This is a genomic window from Pedobacter sp. GW822-FHT03F06 (assembly GCF_058801365.1).
On sequence record NZ_JBXANE010000002.1, the window covers coordinates 67,776 to 85,821 of the forward strand.

General features: G+C 35.9%; 16 protein-coding genes. 8 read left to right on the forward strand and 8 right to left on the reverse strand.

The genetic code is table 11. The features are described from left to right. Nucleotides 1–41 precede the first annotated feature (41 nt). Nucleotides 42–1,118 (reverse strand): helix-turn-helix domain-containing protein, encoded by a 1,077-nt coding sequence (locus AC1RJ8_RS02840; RefSeq protein ID WP_492952438.1) that lies wholly within the window; start codon nucleotides 1,116–1,118, stop codon nucleotides 42–44. 195 nt (nucleotides 1,119–1,313) lie between these two features. On the opposite strand from AC1RJ8_RS02840, the gene AC1RJ8_RS02845 reads away from it, so the two are divergent. Next, entirely contained in the window at nucleotides 1,314–2,453 is a 1,140-nt protein-coding gene (locus tag AC1RJ8_RS02845; RefSeq protein WP_492952439.1) for an acyl-CoA dehydrogenase, read from the forward strand. Between the two features lie 60 nt (nucleotides 2,454–2,513). On the opposite strand, the gene AC1RJ8_RS02850 is transcribed toward AC1RJ8_RS02845, so the two are convergent. Beyond that, the gene (locus AC1RJ8_RS02850; RefSeq protein WP_492952440.1) at nucleotides 2,514–2,858 is read right to left on the reverse strand and encodes a phage holin family protein; all 345 of its coding nucleotides are present in this window, start codon (nucleotides 2,856–2,858) and stop codon (nucleotides 2,514–2,516) included. Nucleotides 2,859–2,876: 18 nt separating this feature from the next. Between AC1RJ8_RS02850 and AC1RJ8_RS02855 the strand changes: the two genes are divergently transcribed. From AC1RJ8_RS02855 to AC1RJ8_RS02880, 6 genes are all read left to right on the forward strand, one after another. Further along, complete coding sequence (locus AC1RJ8_RS02855) at nucleotides 2,877–3,308, forward strand: hypothetical protein (RefSeq protein ID WP_492952441.1); 432 nt, start codon at nucleotides 2,877–2,879, stop codon at nucleotides 3,306–3,308. Between the two features lie 121 nt (nucleotides 3,309–3,429). Continuing rightward, complete coding sequence (gene rimP, locus AC1RJ8_RS02860; RefSeq protein WP_440825112.1) at nucleotides 3,430–3,894, forward strand: ribosome assembly cofactor RimP; 465 nt, start codon at nucleotides 3,430–3,432, stop codon at nucleotides 3,892–3,894. Nucleotides 3,895–3,896: 2 nt separating this feature from the next. Next, nucleotides 3,897–5,141 carry a transcription termination factor NusA gene (gene nusA / locus AC1RJ8_RS02865; RefSeq protein WP_492952442.1) on the forward strand — a complete coding sequence of 415 codons (1,245 nt, stop codon included), beginning with the start codon at nucleotides 3,897–3,899 and terminating at the stop codon, nucleotides 5,139–5,141. 62 nt (nucleotides 5,142–5,203) lie between these two features. Continuing rightward, nucleotides 5,204–8,302, forward strand: coding sequence for a translation initiation factor IF-2 (gene infB / locus AC1RJ8_RS02870; RefSeq protein WP_492952443.1), 3,099 nt, complete (start codon nucleotides 5,204–5,206; stop codon nucleotides 8,300–8,302). A 159-nt stretch (nucleotides 8,303–8,461) separates the two neighbouring features. Beyond that, nucleotides 8,462–9,694, forward strand: a complete 1,233-nt coding sequence (locus AC1RJ8_RS02875; protein ID WP_492952444.1) for an ATP-binding protein — start codon at nucleotides 8,462–8,464, stop codon at nucleotides 9,692–9,694. 460 nt (nucleotides 9,695–10,154) lie between these two features. Continuing rightward, entirely contained in the window at nucleotides 10,155–11,243 is a 1,089-nt protein-coding gene (locus AC1RJ8_RS02880; protein ID WP_492952445.1) for an acyltransferase family protein, read from the forward strand. On the opposite strand, the gene AC1RJ8_RS02885 is transcribed toward AC1RJ8_RS02880, so the two are convergent. From AC1RJ8_RS02885 to AC1RJ8_RS02895, 3 genes are read right to left on the reverse strand one after another with little or no spacing between them, the layout of a single operon-like run. Further along, the gene (locus tag AC1RJ8_RS02885; protein WP_492952446.1) at nucleotides 11,244–12,053 is read right to left on the reverse strand and encodes a DUF4422 domain-containing protein; all 810 of its coding nucleotides are present in this window, start codon (nucleotides 12,051–12,053) and stop codon (nucleotides 11,244–11,246) included. After that, on the reverse strand, nucleotides 12,046–13,164 hold the full coding sequence (glf, locus tag AC1RJ8_RS02890; protein ID WP_492952447.1) for a UDP-galactopyranose mutase: 1,119 nt from the start codon (nucleotides 13,162–13,164) through the stop codon (nucleotides 12,046–12,048). Before glf ends, AC1RJ8_RS02885 begins: the two co-directional genes overlap by 8 nt. 6 nt (nucleotides 13,165–13,170) lie before the next feature. Further along, a complete protein-coding gene (locus tag AC1RJ8_RS02895) occupies nucleotides 13,171–14,076 on the reverse strand; it encodes a glycosyl transferase family 90 (RefSeq protein ID WP_492952448.1) in 906 nt (301 codons plus the stop codon). A gap of 77 nt (nucleotides 14,077–14,153) precedes the next feature. Between AC1RJ8_RS02895 and AC1RJ8_RS02900 the strand changes: the two genes are divergently transcribed. Next, nucleotides 14,154–15,023, forward strand: coding sequence for a glycosyltransferase (locus AC1RJ8_RS02900; RefSeq protein ID WP_492952449.1), 870 nt, complete (start codon nucleotides 14,154–14,156; stop codon nucleotides 15,021–15,023). Here AC1RJ8_RS02900 and AC1RJ8_RS02905 read toward each other — a convergent pair. From AC1RJ8_RS02905 to AC1RJ8_RS02915, 3 genes are all read right to left on the reverse strand, one after another. Then, nucleotides 15,020–15,826: a DUF5672 family protein gene (locus tag AC1RJ8_RS02905; protein ID WP_492952450.1), complete on the reverse strand. Its 807-nt coding sequence runs from the start codon at nucleotides 15,824–15,826 to the stop codon at nucleotides 15,020–15,022. The genes AC1RJ8_RS02900 and AC1RJ8_RS02905 overlap by 4 nt on opposite strands. A 1-nt stretch (nucleotide 15,827) precedes the next feature. Beyond that, the gene (locus AC1RJ8_RS02910) at nucleotides 15,828–16,652 is read right to left on the reverse strand and encodes a glycosyltransferase family 2 protein (RefSeq protein ID WP_492952451.1); all 825 of its coding nucleotides are present in this window, start codon (nucleotides 16,650–16,652) and stop codon (nucleotides 15,828–15,830) included. A gap of 222 nt (nucleotides 16,653–16,874) precedes the next feature. Beyond that, nucleotides 16,875–18,038 (reverse strand): glycosyltransferase, encoded by a 1,164-nt coding sequence (locus AC1RJ8_RS02915; RefSeq protein ID WP_492952452.1) that lies wholly within the window; start codon nucleotides 18,036–18,038, stop codon nucleotides 16,875–16,877. Nucleotides 18,039–18,046 lie beyond the last annotated feature (8 nt).

Genomic DNA, 18,046 nt, shown 5'->3' on the forward strand with positions numbered 1-18,046 from the left:
TCTCAGATTTAGGCGTTCAGAATTATAAAACGAGACCAAATTTAGTTTGATGAAACAACTAATAGTTGTTCCTTATAATGCATCGGGGTTGTTTGTTTGTGTTTTTTAAAAGCAGTGTAAAATGTAGATTTGGAGTTAAAGCCCACCTCATATCCAATGGCTTCGAGCTTAATGCCCCTGTCGTTAACAATCAGTTCACAGGCTTCGTTTATTCTAAATTCGTTAATGTAAGCCGCAAAGCTTTTACCTAAATTGTCGTTTAGCAATTGCGAAAGCTGGTGACCCGAAATGTTAATTTTTTTGGCTAAATCATTTAATTTTAGGTCTGGGGTCTTGTAAAGTTCGTCTTCCAAAATAATCTTCTGCAGTCTTTCTGTTAGTGTTACGGCATGTTCGTCGGTTATCTTCTTGTTGGCATAACGAACCAAATCCTGGCTGCCAGAAAAAAGATTGCTATTTTTTCTTCTGCTAATAAACAAGAAAGTGTTTAAGTAAAGAACGGCTGAGAAAAATAAAGCCCCACTTATGCAAGGGCCATTAAAAAATGAGAAGATGGGTAACTTAAATGCAGCAGGCACTATTACATTGCCAATAAATACAGATAGCAATAGTGTCTCTGTTGTAGAAATCTTGCCCCCTTTGCCGAAAATTTTGCGGAAAACATTTCTGAGCAACCAGGCAGATAGTGCAATATAAACGGTAAATTGTATTGAAATTATTCTACCGATATAATTTTCCCATATATCAGGCTTACTGTCATAGGGTGCAATTATACTGGCAATTACAATTGCAAAAATCCAAAAAAGATATGTTCCTTTCCGTGTAGTTTTATGCTTTGGATCTTGCTCCAAAGCCGATTGAATAAAATAAAAAAGCGAGGGGCCAACCAATGAACTTCCTAAAATGCCAATTTGAATATAAATGCCAGGTAAGGCCGGATAGAAATAAAAAAGAAGCGACTTGCTGATCTTTAAACAAAGAGAAACAAGCAAAAGCCCAAGAAAAAAAGAAGATGTGGATTTTGGTTTTTTGAAGAATAACAAATATGCACTAATGATAAAGCCATTAAATGCGCCCAGGGCACTAAAGAAAAATAATATTTGTTGCCCTAGGTTCATTTAACAAAAATAATAATCTTACATTAACACAAAGCCTATTCTAGCTAATACTTTCATTTTAAATGTGATAATATTTTTAAGGATTGTTTAACAAATTATAAAAGTATCATGAGATAAAATAAATTACTATGCAGCCATAGTAATTTCGATCATTAATGCTACATTTGATTTACTAACCTTTTATACATAAATGTTATGCATTTTGAATTAAGTGAAGAACAATTAATGATCCGGCAGGCTGCCCGCGATTTCGCGCAGCAAGAATTAAAGCCAGGTGTGATCGAACGAGACGAACATCAGAAATTTCCGGCCGAGCAGGTAAAAAAACTTGGAGAACTTGGTTTTTTGGGGATGATGGTGAGCGAAAAATATAACGGAAGCGGACTCGATGCCATTTCTTACGTTTTGGTAATGGAAGAGCTTTCTAAAATAGATGCCTCTGCATCGGTAGTGGTTTCGGTAAACAATTCATTGGTTTGTTATGGATTAGAGGCCTATGGCAGCGAAGCCCAAAAAGAAAAATATTTAAAGCCGCTTGCAGCCGGAGAAAAAATAGGTGCCTTTTGTTTATCGGAGCCCGAAGCCGGATCTGATGCTACCTCGCAACGTACAACCGCTGAGGATAAAGGCGATTATTATTTGCTGAATGGTACAAAAAACTGGATCACCAATGGAAGTACCGCATCAACCTATCTGGTTATTGCACAAACCCATCCTGAATTAAGACATAAAGGCATCAACGCTTTTATTGTAGAGAAAGGAATGGAAGGTTTTACTGTTGGACCAAAAGAAAATAAACTGGGCATTCGCGGATCTGATACACATTCTTTAATGTTTAATGATGTTAAGGTGCCAAAAGAAAATAGGATAGGTGAAGATGGCTTCGGTTTTAAGTTTGCAATGAAAACTTTAGAAGGCGGGAGGATCGGTATTGCGGCCCAGGCGCTAGGTATTGCACAAGGTGCTTTCGAGTTGGCCACACAGTATGCTAAAGAGCGTAAATCATTTGGCAAACCAATTGCTGAACATCAGGCTATTGCTTTTAAACTGGCCGATATGGCGACACAGATCGAAGCCGCAAGGTTACTGGTTTATAAAGCTGCGTGGTTAAAGGATCAGGGATTGCCTTACACACAGGCTGGTTCTATGGCTAAGCTGTTTGCTTCAAAAGTGGCGATGGATGTAACCATCGAAGCAGTGCAGGTTCACGGTGGTTACGGTTTCGTAAAAGAATACCATGTAGAACGTTTAATGCGCGATGCTAAAATTACCCAGATTTACGAAGGAACTTCTGAGATCCAGAAAATGGTGATATCGAGAGAAGTGATCCGGTAGTTTCCAGTTATTAATTTTCAGTTGGCAGTTCGAATTGAAAACCGCCAACTGAAAACTGAACTATTCCTTCTCCCCAACTACAGCGCTAAACACGGCTTTAATTAAGGCTACAACTATTGCCAGGAATGCAGCAGCGATAAAACCTGAAGTGTTAAAAGAGGTCATCATGTTATCAACCAATAAAATCATTAAAACGGTAATGATAAATGATACCAGTCCGAGCGTTAAAAAATTAACAGGGAATGTTAATAATCTTAAAATAAACCCGATGGTTGCATTTGCAAGTGCAATTAGCACGGCGGCAATTATTGCGTTTCCATAACCATCAACGCTTACGCCCGGCACTAGCTTTGCGCCTATAAAAAACGCCAGTCCTGTTAAAAGGATTTCGATAATAAATCTCATAATTGTTTATTTTTGTAAATGTTTAAATGCTTTTTTAAATACCAGGCTGTAATTGCTGTTGGCCTATTCGCACTTTCATGTTCGAATACAAACAACAGGCCAATAATTAAGTTTTCTGGGGATAGTTCATCAATAATAATTAAAAATATTGATGAGGCGAGTCTCTTACAGGTTAAAAATGCCTATCAGGCTAATGCAGATACACTTAATGTGATCTCAGTTTTGATAAAACCAGGCGACTTGGACAGTATTCAGGATGAGCTTGAGGTGCCTGGCGAGGTTAAGGTACTTGGCGATTCAGTCATATTTAATCCAGATCAGCCATTTCTTAAGGGTAAAGAATATCTGGTTGAGAGTTACATCGGAATAAAATTTGCAACTGTGGGCGATCTGATTATGGGGAAGGGTAAGCAGAATTTAAAAGCGCAGCGACAAACACTTAAACGGTAATAATCAGCATAATAATTAGCGCAAGTGTTTGATTTTTTCTAAAAAATTACTACATTTGCATCGTAATCGAAGAAAAGAGAAGGGGACAATGTCCCCTTTTTCTATGAAATCAGGTTAAAATATGCAGGTAGAAAAGAGAGTTGCAGCCCTCGTTGAGGAAAAAATAGCAGATCGGCCAGAACTCTTTCTGGTTGAAGTAAAAATGTTGCCAAACAATAAATTGATTATCCATGTTGATGGCGACGAAGGTATTAGCATACAGGATTGTGTGGCCATAAGCAGGCATGTTGGTTTTCATCTCGAAGAAGAAAACGCTATAGAACAGGCTTATAATTTAGAAGTTTCTTCGCCAGGTGTTGGCGAGCCTTTAAAATTAATCCGTCAATACAATAAAAATATTGGTCGTACGGTAAGCATTAAGCTGAAAGAAGGATTAAAAAAAGAAGGGAAACTGCTAGCGGTTACAGAAAATAATCTGCTGATTGAAGAATCGGTTAAAGAAAAAGGGAAAAAGGCGGTAGCAATTCAAACAGCTGTTCCGTTTAATGATATATTAGAAACAAGTGTGTTAATTTCATTTAAGTAAAAATGAGTACTACAACAATTAATTTGATCGACTCTTTTCAAGAGTTTAAAGATTTCAAAAATATAGATCGCCCAACGGTGATTAGTGTGCTGGAAGAAGTTTTTCGTAGCATGTTGCGTAAAAAATACGGAACAGACGAAAACTGTGATGTTATTGTGAATCCGGATAATGGGGATTTGGAGATCTGGAGAACAAGAAAAGTAATGGAGGATGGATTTTCTGAGGATGATGATTTAGAGATTGAGCTTGCTGAAGTTTCTAAATTAGACAGCAGTTTAGAAGTTGGCGATGATTATATCGAGCAGATTACTTTAGAGAGCTTTGGCCGTAGAGCAATTTTAGCTGCCCGTCAAACTTTGGTTTCTAAAGTATTGGAATTAGAGAAAGACGAAATCTTCAAAAAATATAAAGATAGGGTAGGCGAAATCGTAACAGGTGAGGTTTATCAGGTTTGGAAAAAAGAAACTTTGGTTTTAGACGATGAAGGTAACGAACTTTTAATGCCTAAAACAGAGCAGATTCCAGCAGATTATTTCAAAAAAGGAGATTCTGTGAGAGCGGTAATCTCTAAAGTAGAAATGATCAACGCTAACCCGAAAATTATCATTTCGAGAACAGCACCAGAATTTTTGCAACGCCTGTTCGAACAGGAAGTTCCGGAAATTTTCGACGGTTTAATTACCGTTAAGAAAATTGTTCGTGAACCGGGAGAGCGTGCTAAAGTTGCAGTTGAATCGTACGATGACCGTATCGATCCAGTAGGTGCTTGTGTGGGTATGAAAGGATCACGTATTCACGGTATCGTTCGCGAATTGAAAAACGAAAACATTGATGTGATTAATTTCACCAATAATATTTCATTATATATTACCCGTGCGTTAAGCCCGGCAAAAATCACCTCTATTAAATTGGATGATGAAACCAAACATGCATCGGTTTACTTAAAACCAGACCAGGTTTCATTGGCAATTGGACGTGGCGGACACAACATTAAACTGGCCGGTAAATTAACTGGCTACGAAATTGATGTGTATCGCGAAGCTGGAGAAGAAAACGACGAGGATGTTGATTTAGAAGAATTCTCAGATGAGATTGATAGCTGGATCATTGATGAATTAAAGGCTATCGGTTGCGATACTGCTAAGAGTGTACTAGCACTTACAGTAGAAGATTTGGTAAAACGCACCGACCTTGAAGAGGAAACCATTAAAGAAGTGGTTCAAATTTTGAAGTCAGAATTTGAATAAGTGGTGTAATTGCCAAATAAACACTACTTTTGTATTAAATAAAAAACAATAACAGGAGCTAAATGTCAGACGACAAACCAATCATTTTAATTAAAGCTATTAAAGAACTTAATATAGGCATGGGTACGGCCGTTGAGTTTTTAAACAAAAAGGGATTCTCTGCCGAGAAAAGCCCTATGTTTAAACTTACGGGAGATATGTATAATGCCTTATTGAAAGAGTATCAGGGAGATAAGATCGTAAGAGAAGAAGCCAAACAAATAGTGATTGGTAAGATACGTCGTGACGAGCCTGAGACTGAAAAGCCAGTAGAAGCGCCGAAGAAGAATACCGATTTTGAGAAAAATGAAGAGATTTTAATTAAAAATGCTCAATCATTTACACCTCCGGTAGAGAAACCAAAGGTTGTAGAAACCCCTAAGGTAGAAACACCAGCGCCAACACCGGCCCCTGCGGCAGCAGTAGAGCCGGTAAAAGAAACTAAGGCAGAAGATAAGGTTGAAGAAACTGGATTGCCAGGGGTTAAAATTGTAGGAAGGATCGATTTAAACGATCTTAACTCGAAAACACGCCCGGCTAAGAAAGAAGAAACACCTGCTGCACCGGCACCTGTTGTAGAACAGCCAGTGGTTAAAGCACCTGAGCCTGTAAAACCAGTTGAACAACCTAAAGCGGAAGAAAAACCGGTTGAGATTAAAAAGGAAGAAACACCTGCTGCACCAGCGCCAGTTGTAGAGCCACCAGTGGTTAAAGCACCTGAGCCTGTAAAAGCAGTTGAACAACCTAAGGTAGAAGAAAAACCAGCTGAAGTAAAACCGGTAAGCAACGAGCCTGAGGTAATTAAAGCACGTACCGTTAAATTAACCGGTCCGAATATTATTGGTAAAATTGTTTTACCAACAACGCCGGATAGAAGAAACGGTCCAGTGGCATCATCTAGCGATAGTGAAGCCGCTAAACGTAAGCGTAAACGCAAAAAAACTCCGGGAGCACCGGGTCAACCAGGTCAACACGGTGGTCAAGGCCAGCAAGGACAGAATAATCCTGCAGGTCAAGGTCAAAGTGGTACACCAGGACAAGCCCGTACACCTTATCAAGGTAATAGACCAGGCGGTGGAACTCCATACCAGGGTAACAGACCAGCCGGACAAGGCGGAACTCCTTATCAGGGAAATAGAAATAATAACAATAACAGACCAGGTTTCCAAAATAGAAATGCTACACCAAGCGGACCTAAAGAAGAACCTACTGAGAAAGAAATTCAAGATCAGATCAAAGCAACACTTGCCCGTTTAAGTGGTGCGGGTAAATCAGGTAAATTTGCACAACGTGCTAAATTACGTCGTCAGAAACGTGATGATGTAGCATCGAACGCAGAAGAGGCTGCAAATGAGCTAGAATCGCAATCGAAAATATTAAAAGTAACAGAATTTGTTACGGCTAATGAGTTAGCGAGCATGATGGATGTACCGGTTACCAAAATTATTGGTACCTGTATGAGCCTTGGTATGTTCGTTTCCATTAACCAGCGTTTAGATGCTGAAACCTTAACCATTGTTGCAGATGAGTTTGGTTACGAAATTCAATTCGTTAAACCGGATGAGGATGAAGAAAATGTAATTGAGGAAGAAGATAACGAGGCAGATTTAATCGAAAGAGCTCCGGTTGTTACGATTATGGGTCACGTCGATCACGGTAAAACCTCATTGCTGGATTATATCCGTAAAGCAAACGTGGTAGCTGGTGAGGCAGGTGGTATTACCCAGCACATTGGTGCTTACATGGTAACTACACCGACCGGTAAAAAAGTAACCTTCTTAGATACTCCGGGTCACGAAGCCTTTACAGCGATGCGTGCACGTGGTGCTAAGGCTGCCGATATTGCCATTATTGTTATCGCGGCTGATGATGCGGTGATGCCTCAAACAAAAGAGGCGATTAACCACGCACAGGCTGCGGGTGTACCATTGGTATTTGCTTTCACTAAAGTAGATAAACCAGGTGCAAATGCAGATAAGGTACGTGAGCAGTTATCAGTAATGAATATCTTGGTTGAAGATTGGGGCGGTAAATATCAATCGCAGGAAATCTCAAGCAAAAGCGGCTTAAATGTTGATTTACTTTTAGATAAAGTATTATTAGAAGCCGAATTATTAGAACTGAAAGCAAATCCGAATAAGAGAGCTACAGGTACTGTAATTGAGTCGGCATTAGATAAAGGACGTGGTATCGTAACTACAGTATTGGTTCAGGCCGGTACATTAAGAGTGGGAGATCCAATCTTAGCGGGTAGTTATAGCGGACGTGTAAAGGCATTAACCAACGAGCGTGGTGCTAAAGTAGATTCTGCAGGTCCATCGCAACCGGTACAGGTTTTGGGTATGCAGGGTGCACCTACAGCAGGCGATCGATTTAATGCTTTAGAAAGTGAAACCGAAGCGCGTGATATTGCAAACAAACGTATGCAGTTACAACGTGAGCAGGGATTACGTACACAGAAACACATTACACTGGATGAGATCGGCCGTCGTTTGGCTATCGGTAACTTTAAAGAGCTTAACATCATTGTTAAAGGTGATGTGGATGGTTCAATCGAGGCATTAGCCGATTCATTATTGAAACTATCAACTGAGCAGATCCAGATCAATATCATCAGTAAAGGTGTTGGTCAGATTTCAGAGTCTGATGTATTGTTAGCTTCGGCTTCTGATGCGATTATTATTGGTTTCCAGGTTCGTCCATCAACAGGTGCACGTAAACTTGCAGAAGCTGAGCAGATCGATATCCGTTTATATTCTATCATCTACGATGCAATCAATGAGATTAAATCAGCGATGGAAGGTATGTTGGATCCAGAATTTGAAGAGAAAATTGTGGCTAACGTTGAGATTCGTGAGACTTTCAAAATTACTAAAGTGGGTACCATTGCAGGTTGTATGGTATTGGATGGTAAGATTACCCGTAACAGCAAAATCCGTATCGTTAGGGACGGTGTTGTAGTGTACACAGGTGAACTGGCATCGTTAAAACGCTTTAAAGATGATGTGAAAGAGGTTAATAAAGGTTACGAGTGTGGTTTAAACATTCAGAACTTTAATAACATCGAAGTTGGCGATATTGTAGAGGCTTACGAGCAAGTAGAAGTAGCTCGAAAACTGTAACAGTTTTTAAAATATAGAATTTAAAGTGGCCTCAAAAGGGCCACTTTTTTTATGTTTATAATATTTTAATCTTAAAAATATCGGATAATATTAAGTTTACATCTTAAAAATATCGGATAATATTAAGTTTATGTCTTAAAAATATCGATATTTGTACTTATGGAAAGATCAGAAGCACTAAAATCTTTAAAGGGCCATTTGAGTAAGCCTCAGCATACTATCGTGATAGGTCCAAGGCAGATCGGTAAAACCACATTGGTTAAACAATTGGCTGAAGAGTTAAATCAAGCTAATGAACTGGTTTATTTTCTGACTTTTGAAGATCCTATTATTTTAGAAGCTGTAAATCATCATGCTGAAAATATCTTTAATTATACATTATTACCAGCTGATGTTCCTACAGATAAAAGATTATATATTATTATTGACGAAGTTCAATATGCAAAAGATCCCAGTAATTTTTTAAAACTTTTGTATGATAAGTATTCCCCAAAATTGAAAATCATTGCAACAGGAAGTAGTGCATTTTACATTGATAAAAGCTTTAAGGATAGTTTAGCCGGAAGAAAAAAGGTGTTTGAATTTTTTCCTTTGGCTTTTGATGAGTTCCTGCACTTTAAGGGTGAGGATAATTTAATTGCAGAGTGGGAGCAGATGAAGAAAAGGGCTGCATATCAGGGGCTTCAACGCAACCGTATAAATTCACTTTTTGAAGAATATTTAGTTTATGGCGGTTATCCAGCCGTAGTTTTGGCAGATACTGAACAGGAAAAGCAGGAAATGCTTAAAGAACTTGTAAATAGCTACATGAAAAAAGATGCTTTAGAAGCGGGCATTAAAGAAGAATTAAAGTTTTTTCAGCTGGCAAGGTTATTGGCCGATCAAGCAGGTAATCTGGTGAATAATCATGAACTGGGAAATACCTTGCAAATGGCCGGTTCTACGATAGAAAACTACATTTATTTAATGCAGAAAACCTTTATTGTACAATTGCTTTCTCCTTTTTACGGCAATGTTCGGAAAGAATTAACCAAAATGCCAAAGATTTATTTTAATGATAATGGCCTGCGTAATGCATTGTTAAATAACTTTTCTAAACTGAACGATAGAGCAGACAAGGGAGAGTTGTTAGAAAATTATGTCTATTGTAGGTTAAGGCAGTTATTTGATACAGATAATCTGCACTTTTGGCGTACTGCTGATGGTAATGAAGTAGATTTTATTGTAGAAAAACACTTAAACAAAGGTATGGCTTACGAGGTGAAGTATAATGATATTCAGTTTAAGCCAACCAAGTATAAAAAATTTGTAGAGGCATATCCTGATTTCGATTTAGAATGTGTTTGTAAGATACTTACAAAAAATGATTCGATAGAGGCTATCAGATTATAGCTTGTTGATGGGATGATGATATCAAATGACACATTAACAACGCTGACGCCCTTTTTTTACTGGGCAGTAGATTAATAGGAGATATTACTACAGGCAAGATATATTTTCAAGATGGCCCAGTGTTTTAAGGTATATTACGGGCCCAGCAGTAGCTGATAGATATAGTATTAATTTAGCATATGCACAAGAAATTAATGGCTTAGGTACATACATCGTGGGTGCTTCTTTACAATAGTTCTACGGGAGGACATTTCTATACTCTTAATAGAAGCCCAGGATTTGCTGGATGCTCTTATAATAGTCAGTTTTTTATGCCTTCGTTAATTAATTATTTTAGGAATAGAATTAAAATAATTTTGTACTGTAATATTTTACATACATAAATGTTAAAAGAGTTCCGAATTAATTCGGAACTCTTTTTTTTAACAGATATTTGAGATTTATCTACCTATACTATTTAATGGATTCTGAATTAAAAACCTTACAAACACAGCAGAAAAAGAGTTTTAACTTCGTTGATACAATTCGGTGCATTTCAATGATAGGAATTGTTTTTGAGCATTCTGCAATACTTTGGGGGGCTAAATATAACAATACAACCGATGTTTGGCTACAAGTTACTACTATGCAATTTTGGAAGTTTGCTACAATTGCCTTTTTCCTTATTGGTGGTTTTTTAATTAATTACAAATTTACAGAGTATACACCAGGCCAATATTTATCACGGAGATTTAAAAATACTATCAAGCCATGGCTATTCTGGATCATCGTATTGGTTGGCCTCAATCTCATTCATAAAGTAGTATTAAATATTAAATCTGGGGACTCTATATTCAACGGAAATCCTATTGGTTATTTTGCTGAAGAATTTAGGTATATCTTGTTTGAAAGCAGTTTTTGGTTTATTCTTAATTTCTTAATTTGTATAAGCATCCTACTTATCTTTAAAAAATATCTATATAAGCTTTGGTTTGGGTTAATTTGGGCAATTATATCGCTTCTATATAGTCTTAATTTATATTACGAGTGGTTTGTGACTCATCATTCAGCCGCCCTGTTTGGATTTGTATTTTATTTATGGCTTGGTGTTTATCTAAATCGCTATTTCGACAAAGTAATGGCTTATGTAAAGCAGTTAAAATGGTCTCATATTATTTTGGTTAATATTATCTTTTTTTCATTGGCATGTTTAGAAGTAATGTACTTAAATCATCATGGTTCTAAAGATGAATACAATACCCTTCGGGTTACCAATATTTTTTATTCATTAACTATGTTTACTTTACTTTTAAAAATGGGCGGAATAAAATTTATTGATAATATATTGAAGCCTAGACAATCTACATTTGGAATTTACCTTATCCATCAAATTTTAATTATTATATTACTTCCAGAGATCTTCAAATGGGATAAGTGGAATTTCAATTACTTTTCTGTAGAACAAAATATCTTGTACTCGATATTCAGATTTTTGGTCGTTTATACGATTGCTTTTGGAATTACAAGATTGCTGCTTAAAACCAAAATTAAATGGACTGTTGGAGGTTAGTTAAGAGAAAAATACAACTGGAAATTCAGCCTTTTGGAGATTGTTATAAAAAAGATAAAGGTTAAATAATCTTTCTGAAAAGAAACCAAAAATTCGTCTTTGGTATTCATATTCACTTAATTTTACCGTCTTCTCTAACTCAAATAGTATTGGAAACAACCAATTACAATAATCAATTAGAACCTCTTTCCTGGCTATAAACATGTTATAGCAATGCATTTTTTTTTCTGTGTCGAAGAATTCATTGAATGCCTTTTCCATATCTGGATAAAGTTTTACGACCGCATTTTTCATCAAATACCAATCTTCCCTTATGTGATAAAAGATATAATGCATCTTTATTGATACCTCTCCAGATAATTCAAGCGCTAAGGGAGCTGCAGTAGGTACAACTACTTTTCCAGAATGAAGTTGATTAAGCAGTGCATCTTTTAAACTTTCATTGTTTGCTGTTTTTAAAGCCTCTTCGCTAAAAGGGGCATAATAAACATCTCTAGGATCAACAATGATTTTTGTATTGAATAACTTCTTCTTAACTCGTACTTCGGGCAATGTGAAATATCGTCGGTAATGACATAAGCCTACAAATTCCGAATCAACTTTTTCTATGTTTTTCCAAATCCAAAATAATGCCGTTAGTTCACTAAACGTTTTGTTCTTAACAGCTATATTTTCGCCTATATCATCAGATATAAAGCCTAATTCTAGTTTAGAAAAAGTTTTTCCAACTTGAATAGGCTGGATGTAATCGCAATGAGGAACCGCAAATTCTTTATGATAAACAGAGTAAATTGTTAAGTCTTTATTCACTTCTTAATTCTTTTTTTGATTTTGCTAGAGCAGATGCAATCACCTGATGCATGTCATAATATCTATATTCAGCTAATCTTCCTCCAAAAATTACACCAGTTTCCTTTTCAGCTAACAATTGGTACCTTTTCAACATAGCCATATTCTTTTCGTCATTAACCGGATAATAGGGCTCAGCATCTTTGTTATCCTTTAACGGGTACTCTCTTGTAATTACCGTTTTAGGCTGTGCGCCAAATTCAAAATGCTTATGCTCATAAACACGGGTATAAGGGGTTTCTGCATCTGTAAAATTCATCACAGCGTTGCCCTGGTAGTTTTCGGTATCATGAACTTCCAACTCGTACCTTAAACTTCTATACTCGAGCTCGCCAAAACGGTAATCGAAATAAGCATCTATCTTTCCTGTATATACAATTTTTTCTGCTACATTTAGCCATTCAGATCTATTATCAAAAAAGTCGGTATTTAATCTCAGCTCACAGTCAGTTAATAAACCATCTATTATCTTGTTGAATCCACCAATAGGGATTCCCTGGTACTTGTCATTAAAATAATTATTATCGTAGGTAAATCTAACAGGAAGACGTTTAATGATAAATGCTGGGAGAGCTGTTGCTTTTTTGCCCCATTGTTTTTCGGTGTAATGTTTGATCAGCTTTTCATAAATATCTGTACCTACAAGTTTTAAGGCCTGTTCTTCCAGATTTTGTGGCTCTTCTATATTCAAATGTTTAATCTGTCTGGCAATTTCTTCCTTCGCCTCTTTCGGGGTTTTTGTTCCCCAGAGCGAATAAAAGGTGTTCATGTTGAACGGCAGATTATACAGTTCTCCTTTGTAATTGGCTATTGGCGAATTAGTGTAGCGGTTAAAATCGGCAAACTGATTTACATAGTCCCATAAAAACTTATCATTCGTATGAAAAATATGGGCACCATACCAGTGCACATTTATATCCTCAATTTTTTTACAATGGATATTTCCCCCCGCGTGATCCCTTTTATCAATAACAAGGCATTTTTTGCCAGCTTTGGTCATCTCGTGTGCGAAAGTGGCACCAAAAAGTCCAGAACCAACAATTAAATAATCATATTTTTCTTCACTTTTCATTTATTATTATGGCTTATTGATTCTGTTTTCGATAGTAGACCTCATCTTATCAACCGCACATTGGTAGGTGAGTTTCTCATGGGCAAATTTTAATGCGCTCTCCGTAATCTGTTTATAAAGCATGGGGTCTTTCTCGATCCGGTGGTATTGGCTCACCAGATCGCTCAGGTCGTTGTTTACAGGGATATAATGCTCGTATGGCCTTAAATCATAATGGAAGTATTCTTTCCACTTTCTTTCCTGTAAAAATACAACCCTCTGGCTGTAAAAAAGAAATTTTAAGCGGGCAGAATAGCTATTGCCTTCCACATCTATTAAATATTTGTACCGGGTATGTTGGGGCAGGGTAAAATATGGAACATCCTTTTTATGGATAAAATAATCATCCACATAGGTATTATAAAAGTCAAAAATATCTGGGGCCTTATTCCCGATTTCTATCAGTTTCTCTCTGATTATATTGGTTTTGACATTTCCGGACCAAAATATACGTGGGTCAGCCCAGGTTTCTTTTCCTTTGGCCTCAATTTCGGCCACTGTATCCGAAAAACTGTTGATACCTGCTTCTTTCCAGCTTTCAAAGGCAAAATCAGGGATCAGAAAATCCTGCTTTTGATCGTCGTCTATGCAATAATAAAAAGAATCATCTTCATAACCACCGGCAGGTTTATCATTGATGAAAAATTTAAAGTGCAAGTCCTTGTCCGTAACCAGTTCTTTAAGGCAGTCGATCAAAATCTTTGCTGTAGCCTGTCCCCTCGTCTGACTCTTGCCTACCAGGTTAACTGCCGTAAAACCGTTCTTTTTTACGAGTTCTACATGTGGCCATAGGTTTCTGTATTTTTTTTCTAGAAACTTATGGGTAACGCTTATTTTATTGATCTTCTTATAAAGAAATGAGGTTAAACCCATACCGAATTATAAATTTGGATGCAAAGGTATCTGATTTTCTACAATAGGTACTGTTTTTTATTTTATTTTTGAAGGAAATGATATCAATAATTATAGCCTCCGTAAATAAAGATCAGCTTTCTGATATTAAGGAGAACATTGCCGCAACCATAGGAGTTGAACATGAAATTATCAGTTTTGATAATGCTGATGGAAAACGTGGATTATGCGAAATTTACAATGAAGGGGCAAAGCGGGCCAAATATCAGCTACTTTGCTATATGCACGAGGATATCAGTATTAAAACGAAAGACTGGGGTATTATTGTTGCGGATATTTTTAATGAAGATCAGAAAATAGGATTGATTGGCATAGCCGGAAATAGTTATAAAACTAAAGTTCCGTCTGGATGGTTTTGTAGCGCCGGTGAAAAAAAAATCAATTATGTTAATATCCTTCAACGCTATAAATTTAGCGAAGAGAAAACAAAACACATTTCTCAAAACGTAAAAAATGAAAAGTATTCAAGCGTAGTTGTTGTAGATGGAGTTTGGTTCTGTACCAAAAAAGAAATAGTTGAAGCTAATAATTTTGATGAGGAAACATTTAAAAAGTTTCATTGTTATGATCTGGATTTTTCACTTCAAGTACATAAAACACACCGTGCCGTTGTAACTTTTGAAGTATTATTAGAACATTTCTCAGAAGGAAATTATTGTAAAACCTGGATAGAGGAAACATTAAAATTACATGAAAAATGGGCCGCTGATTTACCGATAGATGTAGAGGGGTTATCAAAAAAAGAAAGTTTCTTTGCTGAAAAACATGCATTCAAATTCTTTCTAAAGCAGATGAAAATATCTGGGTATAAAAAGATCGAAATATTTAAAATATTTTGGCGAAGTAAACTAAGAAAAAACAACTTTAGTCTATTTTTAATGCTAAATAAAGAAATTTGGCGCAGTTAAATCTGATAACCTGCTTCTTTAAAGTATGGTTGCCAAAAATGGATGTTTTTGTCCCACGCATGGCAACCAAAAGGCATGTTTCCTTTAATTAAAGCCATTGCCCTTTGTGGAGCTGTTTCAATGGAAAAGTTTAATGCCTTTTTGTAAGTAGGGATCTTTATTCTCTTCTTCTTTCGATTCACTTCTACGGTCCAAAACATGTCTTCATGATAATCGCTGCTGTTCCGGCCAACGTAATTTTCTACGAGTTCTTTTTCTTGAATACAGATATTATAAAAAGATTCAACTTTTCTCAACGAAAAGCCTCCATTGCCGACATGATTGTACAATTGTCGCTCGATATCAGGTCGACCTTGTTTATCAAGTAAATTATATCTTCTATGCAGGTAGGACCTAAGTTTCTCTTTAGTCTTTTTAAATAAAGTTGGGAATTCTTTTTCCCTCAACCATGGAGCGCCTATATAATCATAACCTAAACTGCACCAATATTTTAGTTCATTTTTAAACACGAAGGCATCCAATTGATAGATGAGTAGATAGCTATAATTCAAGAATTTCTCATAAAAGAGTTCCGAAAGCATTAAATCGTTGTAACTAAATACGCTCTTAAAATAAAAACTTGGTAAAGACACCTCACTATAAGAGAATCCTATCTGCATATTCGATATGTCTAAATCATCTGGTTTGAGTATTACAATATCATAATCAGACAATAACTTTCCACATTGGGTCAAAGCTATCTTTTCATAAAATGAAAGCTCGGACTTATAAACTGGTATTACAATTACACAAGAACTATCCATTTTAATTTCTATTAAACTTTGGCAAAAATAAAAGTATAATATTCATGAAGCCTTTCAAAATCTTATAAGCTATCGGATATTTTTTTATATGCATAAATTGTTCTGCCTTTTTAAACTTTATCTCTTTCAAATATTCATAGTCCTTAACAAATTCAGGGAAATATCTGTTCAAAGAAGCATCTCTTTCTTTATCGATTTCTGGATGATTCTTTGAATTTGCGGATATTCCAGTTCCATCATAAGCTACAATTACACAATCTAAGTGTTTGTATGAAGCCTCGCGTTTGCAAATTGCATAGGTGAAGAATTCCCAATCAGCTACAATTTTGAGGTTTTCATTATATAAAAAAATATCCTTAAATAACTTTGCCTTAATAAAACTTGCCTGATGAGAAATATTTTGTTCATAAAAAAAAGCGAAATTTAGCTTTTTAGGAAAAGTGCGAATCTCTTGTTTTATTCCATCAATGTGTAGGATATCTCCATAGTAAATATCATATTGACCATTTAATTTGGCATTCAATCTCTCTAAAATGGTATTGTCAATTAAAGAATCTCCACTATTTAAAAACATTAAATAATCGCCTGTTGAAATCTTAATGCCCTTATTCATTGCGTTATAGATACCACTGTCAGGCTCAGATACATAATAGCTAAAAAATGAAGAATATGTATTAAGAACATCTTTACTTCCATCCAAACTATTTCCATCAATAACGATAAACTCAAAATCTTGCCAAGTTTGGCTTACCACGCTTTGAATTGTTTTTTGTAACCCCGCCTTATTGTTGTAATTGATAGTTATAATTGATAATTTTTTACTCATAATAAAAATTTTGAAAAAATGTACTTTTATCCACTATTAATGACTTCATTTTATTAAAATAATTTTGGCTAATACACTATATCTAGGTATGCTTTAATTTATTCGCAATCGATTTCTTTAATTCATATCTCTATTAAATTATCTTGAAAGAACAGCCTTTCCATTGTACTTCCTTACAACAAAAAGGTTATTAATACCCTCAACTTTATTTGAGTGATTAAACTATTTCAAAAACAGTTTATCAAGATTTTTATAACAGCGTTCCTTTTCGTAATTGATGTTAAAAGCAGCAAAAGCATTTTCTGCCTGTTTTTTATATTCCGATTCGTCTGTTAAAAGTAGCATGATATTATTTCCGAATTCAACGGGGTCATCACTAACCAAACAGCCATTGTCGGTCTTGTTGATCAGCCCATCGATCCCACGGGTATTACAAACGATTGGCAAACCATAAGATAACGCTTCTACTACTTTTATCTTGGTTCCAGTACCGGTAAGCATAGGGCATAGTGCTATTTTAGCATTTTGGTAATAGATTGATAGATCTTCGGCAAAGTTTATGGAAACAATATTTGGTGCCTTTATTGAAAGATGCTCGTTTATCTGCCCAATGACGCATATCTGCAAGCCGGTTGGTAATAACGGATACACATGCTTAAAAAACCACTTAGCGGCTTTTTGATTATGTACATTATCGCTGGCCACATATATCAGATCAAACGACTTCTCTTTTTCAACATGAAGGTTTTCAGGTTTATCGAGCATCATTGGCGCTAACACCACCTTGTTCTTACAGAATTGACTAAAGATATACTGTTCTTCGACAGAAATGGCTAAAGTAATATCAAACAAAGAAATCCTTCTGATTTCTTCTTTAAAAGATTGGCCAATATTAACTTTTTTTTGAAGTTGAGCGGTTATAAAATCGTGTGTATCAATTATTTTTATCGATTTTTTTGTGAAATGGTTATCCTCTACCAATGTAGCCCAACTGGCATAATTGATAAAGATGTAATCGTAATCGTTGTTTTTTAGAATTTTTTTGAAAGCCCTTTTAAACCTTAAGGTGACCAATTCAGGAAATTGAAGCGGGAAGAACCAAGCCTTATTCTGATAGAAAAAATTGGGCAGTTTATAAAAAAGCAGATAATAGAGTATGTTTTTTTTAGATGGTTTTTTTTTAATTACATAAGTATTACTGGCCAGGCCTGCTTGCTCAAATGCTTTAATATCTGTTTCGTTCCATTTTCCGGTGAAATACTCGCTTACAAAATCAATTTCAAAATCCCTTGATTTAAAATAGCTTAACATGCTTAAAGCCCTGGTCCTGTTGCCCGCATTTTTTTTCAGCGGATTATCAGGCATAAAAAATAATACTCTCCTCATCTAAATAT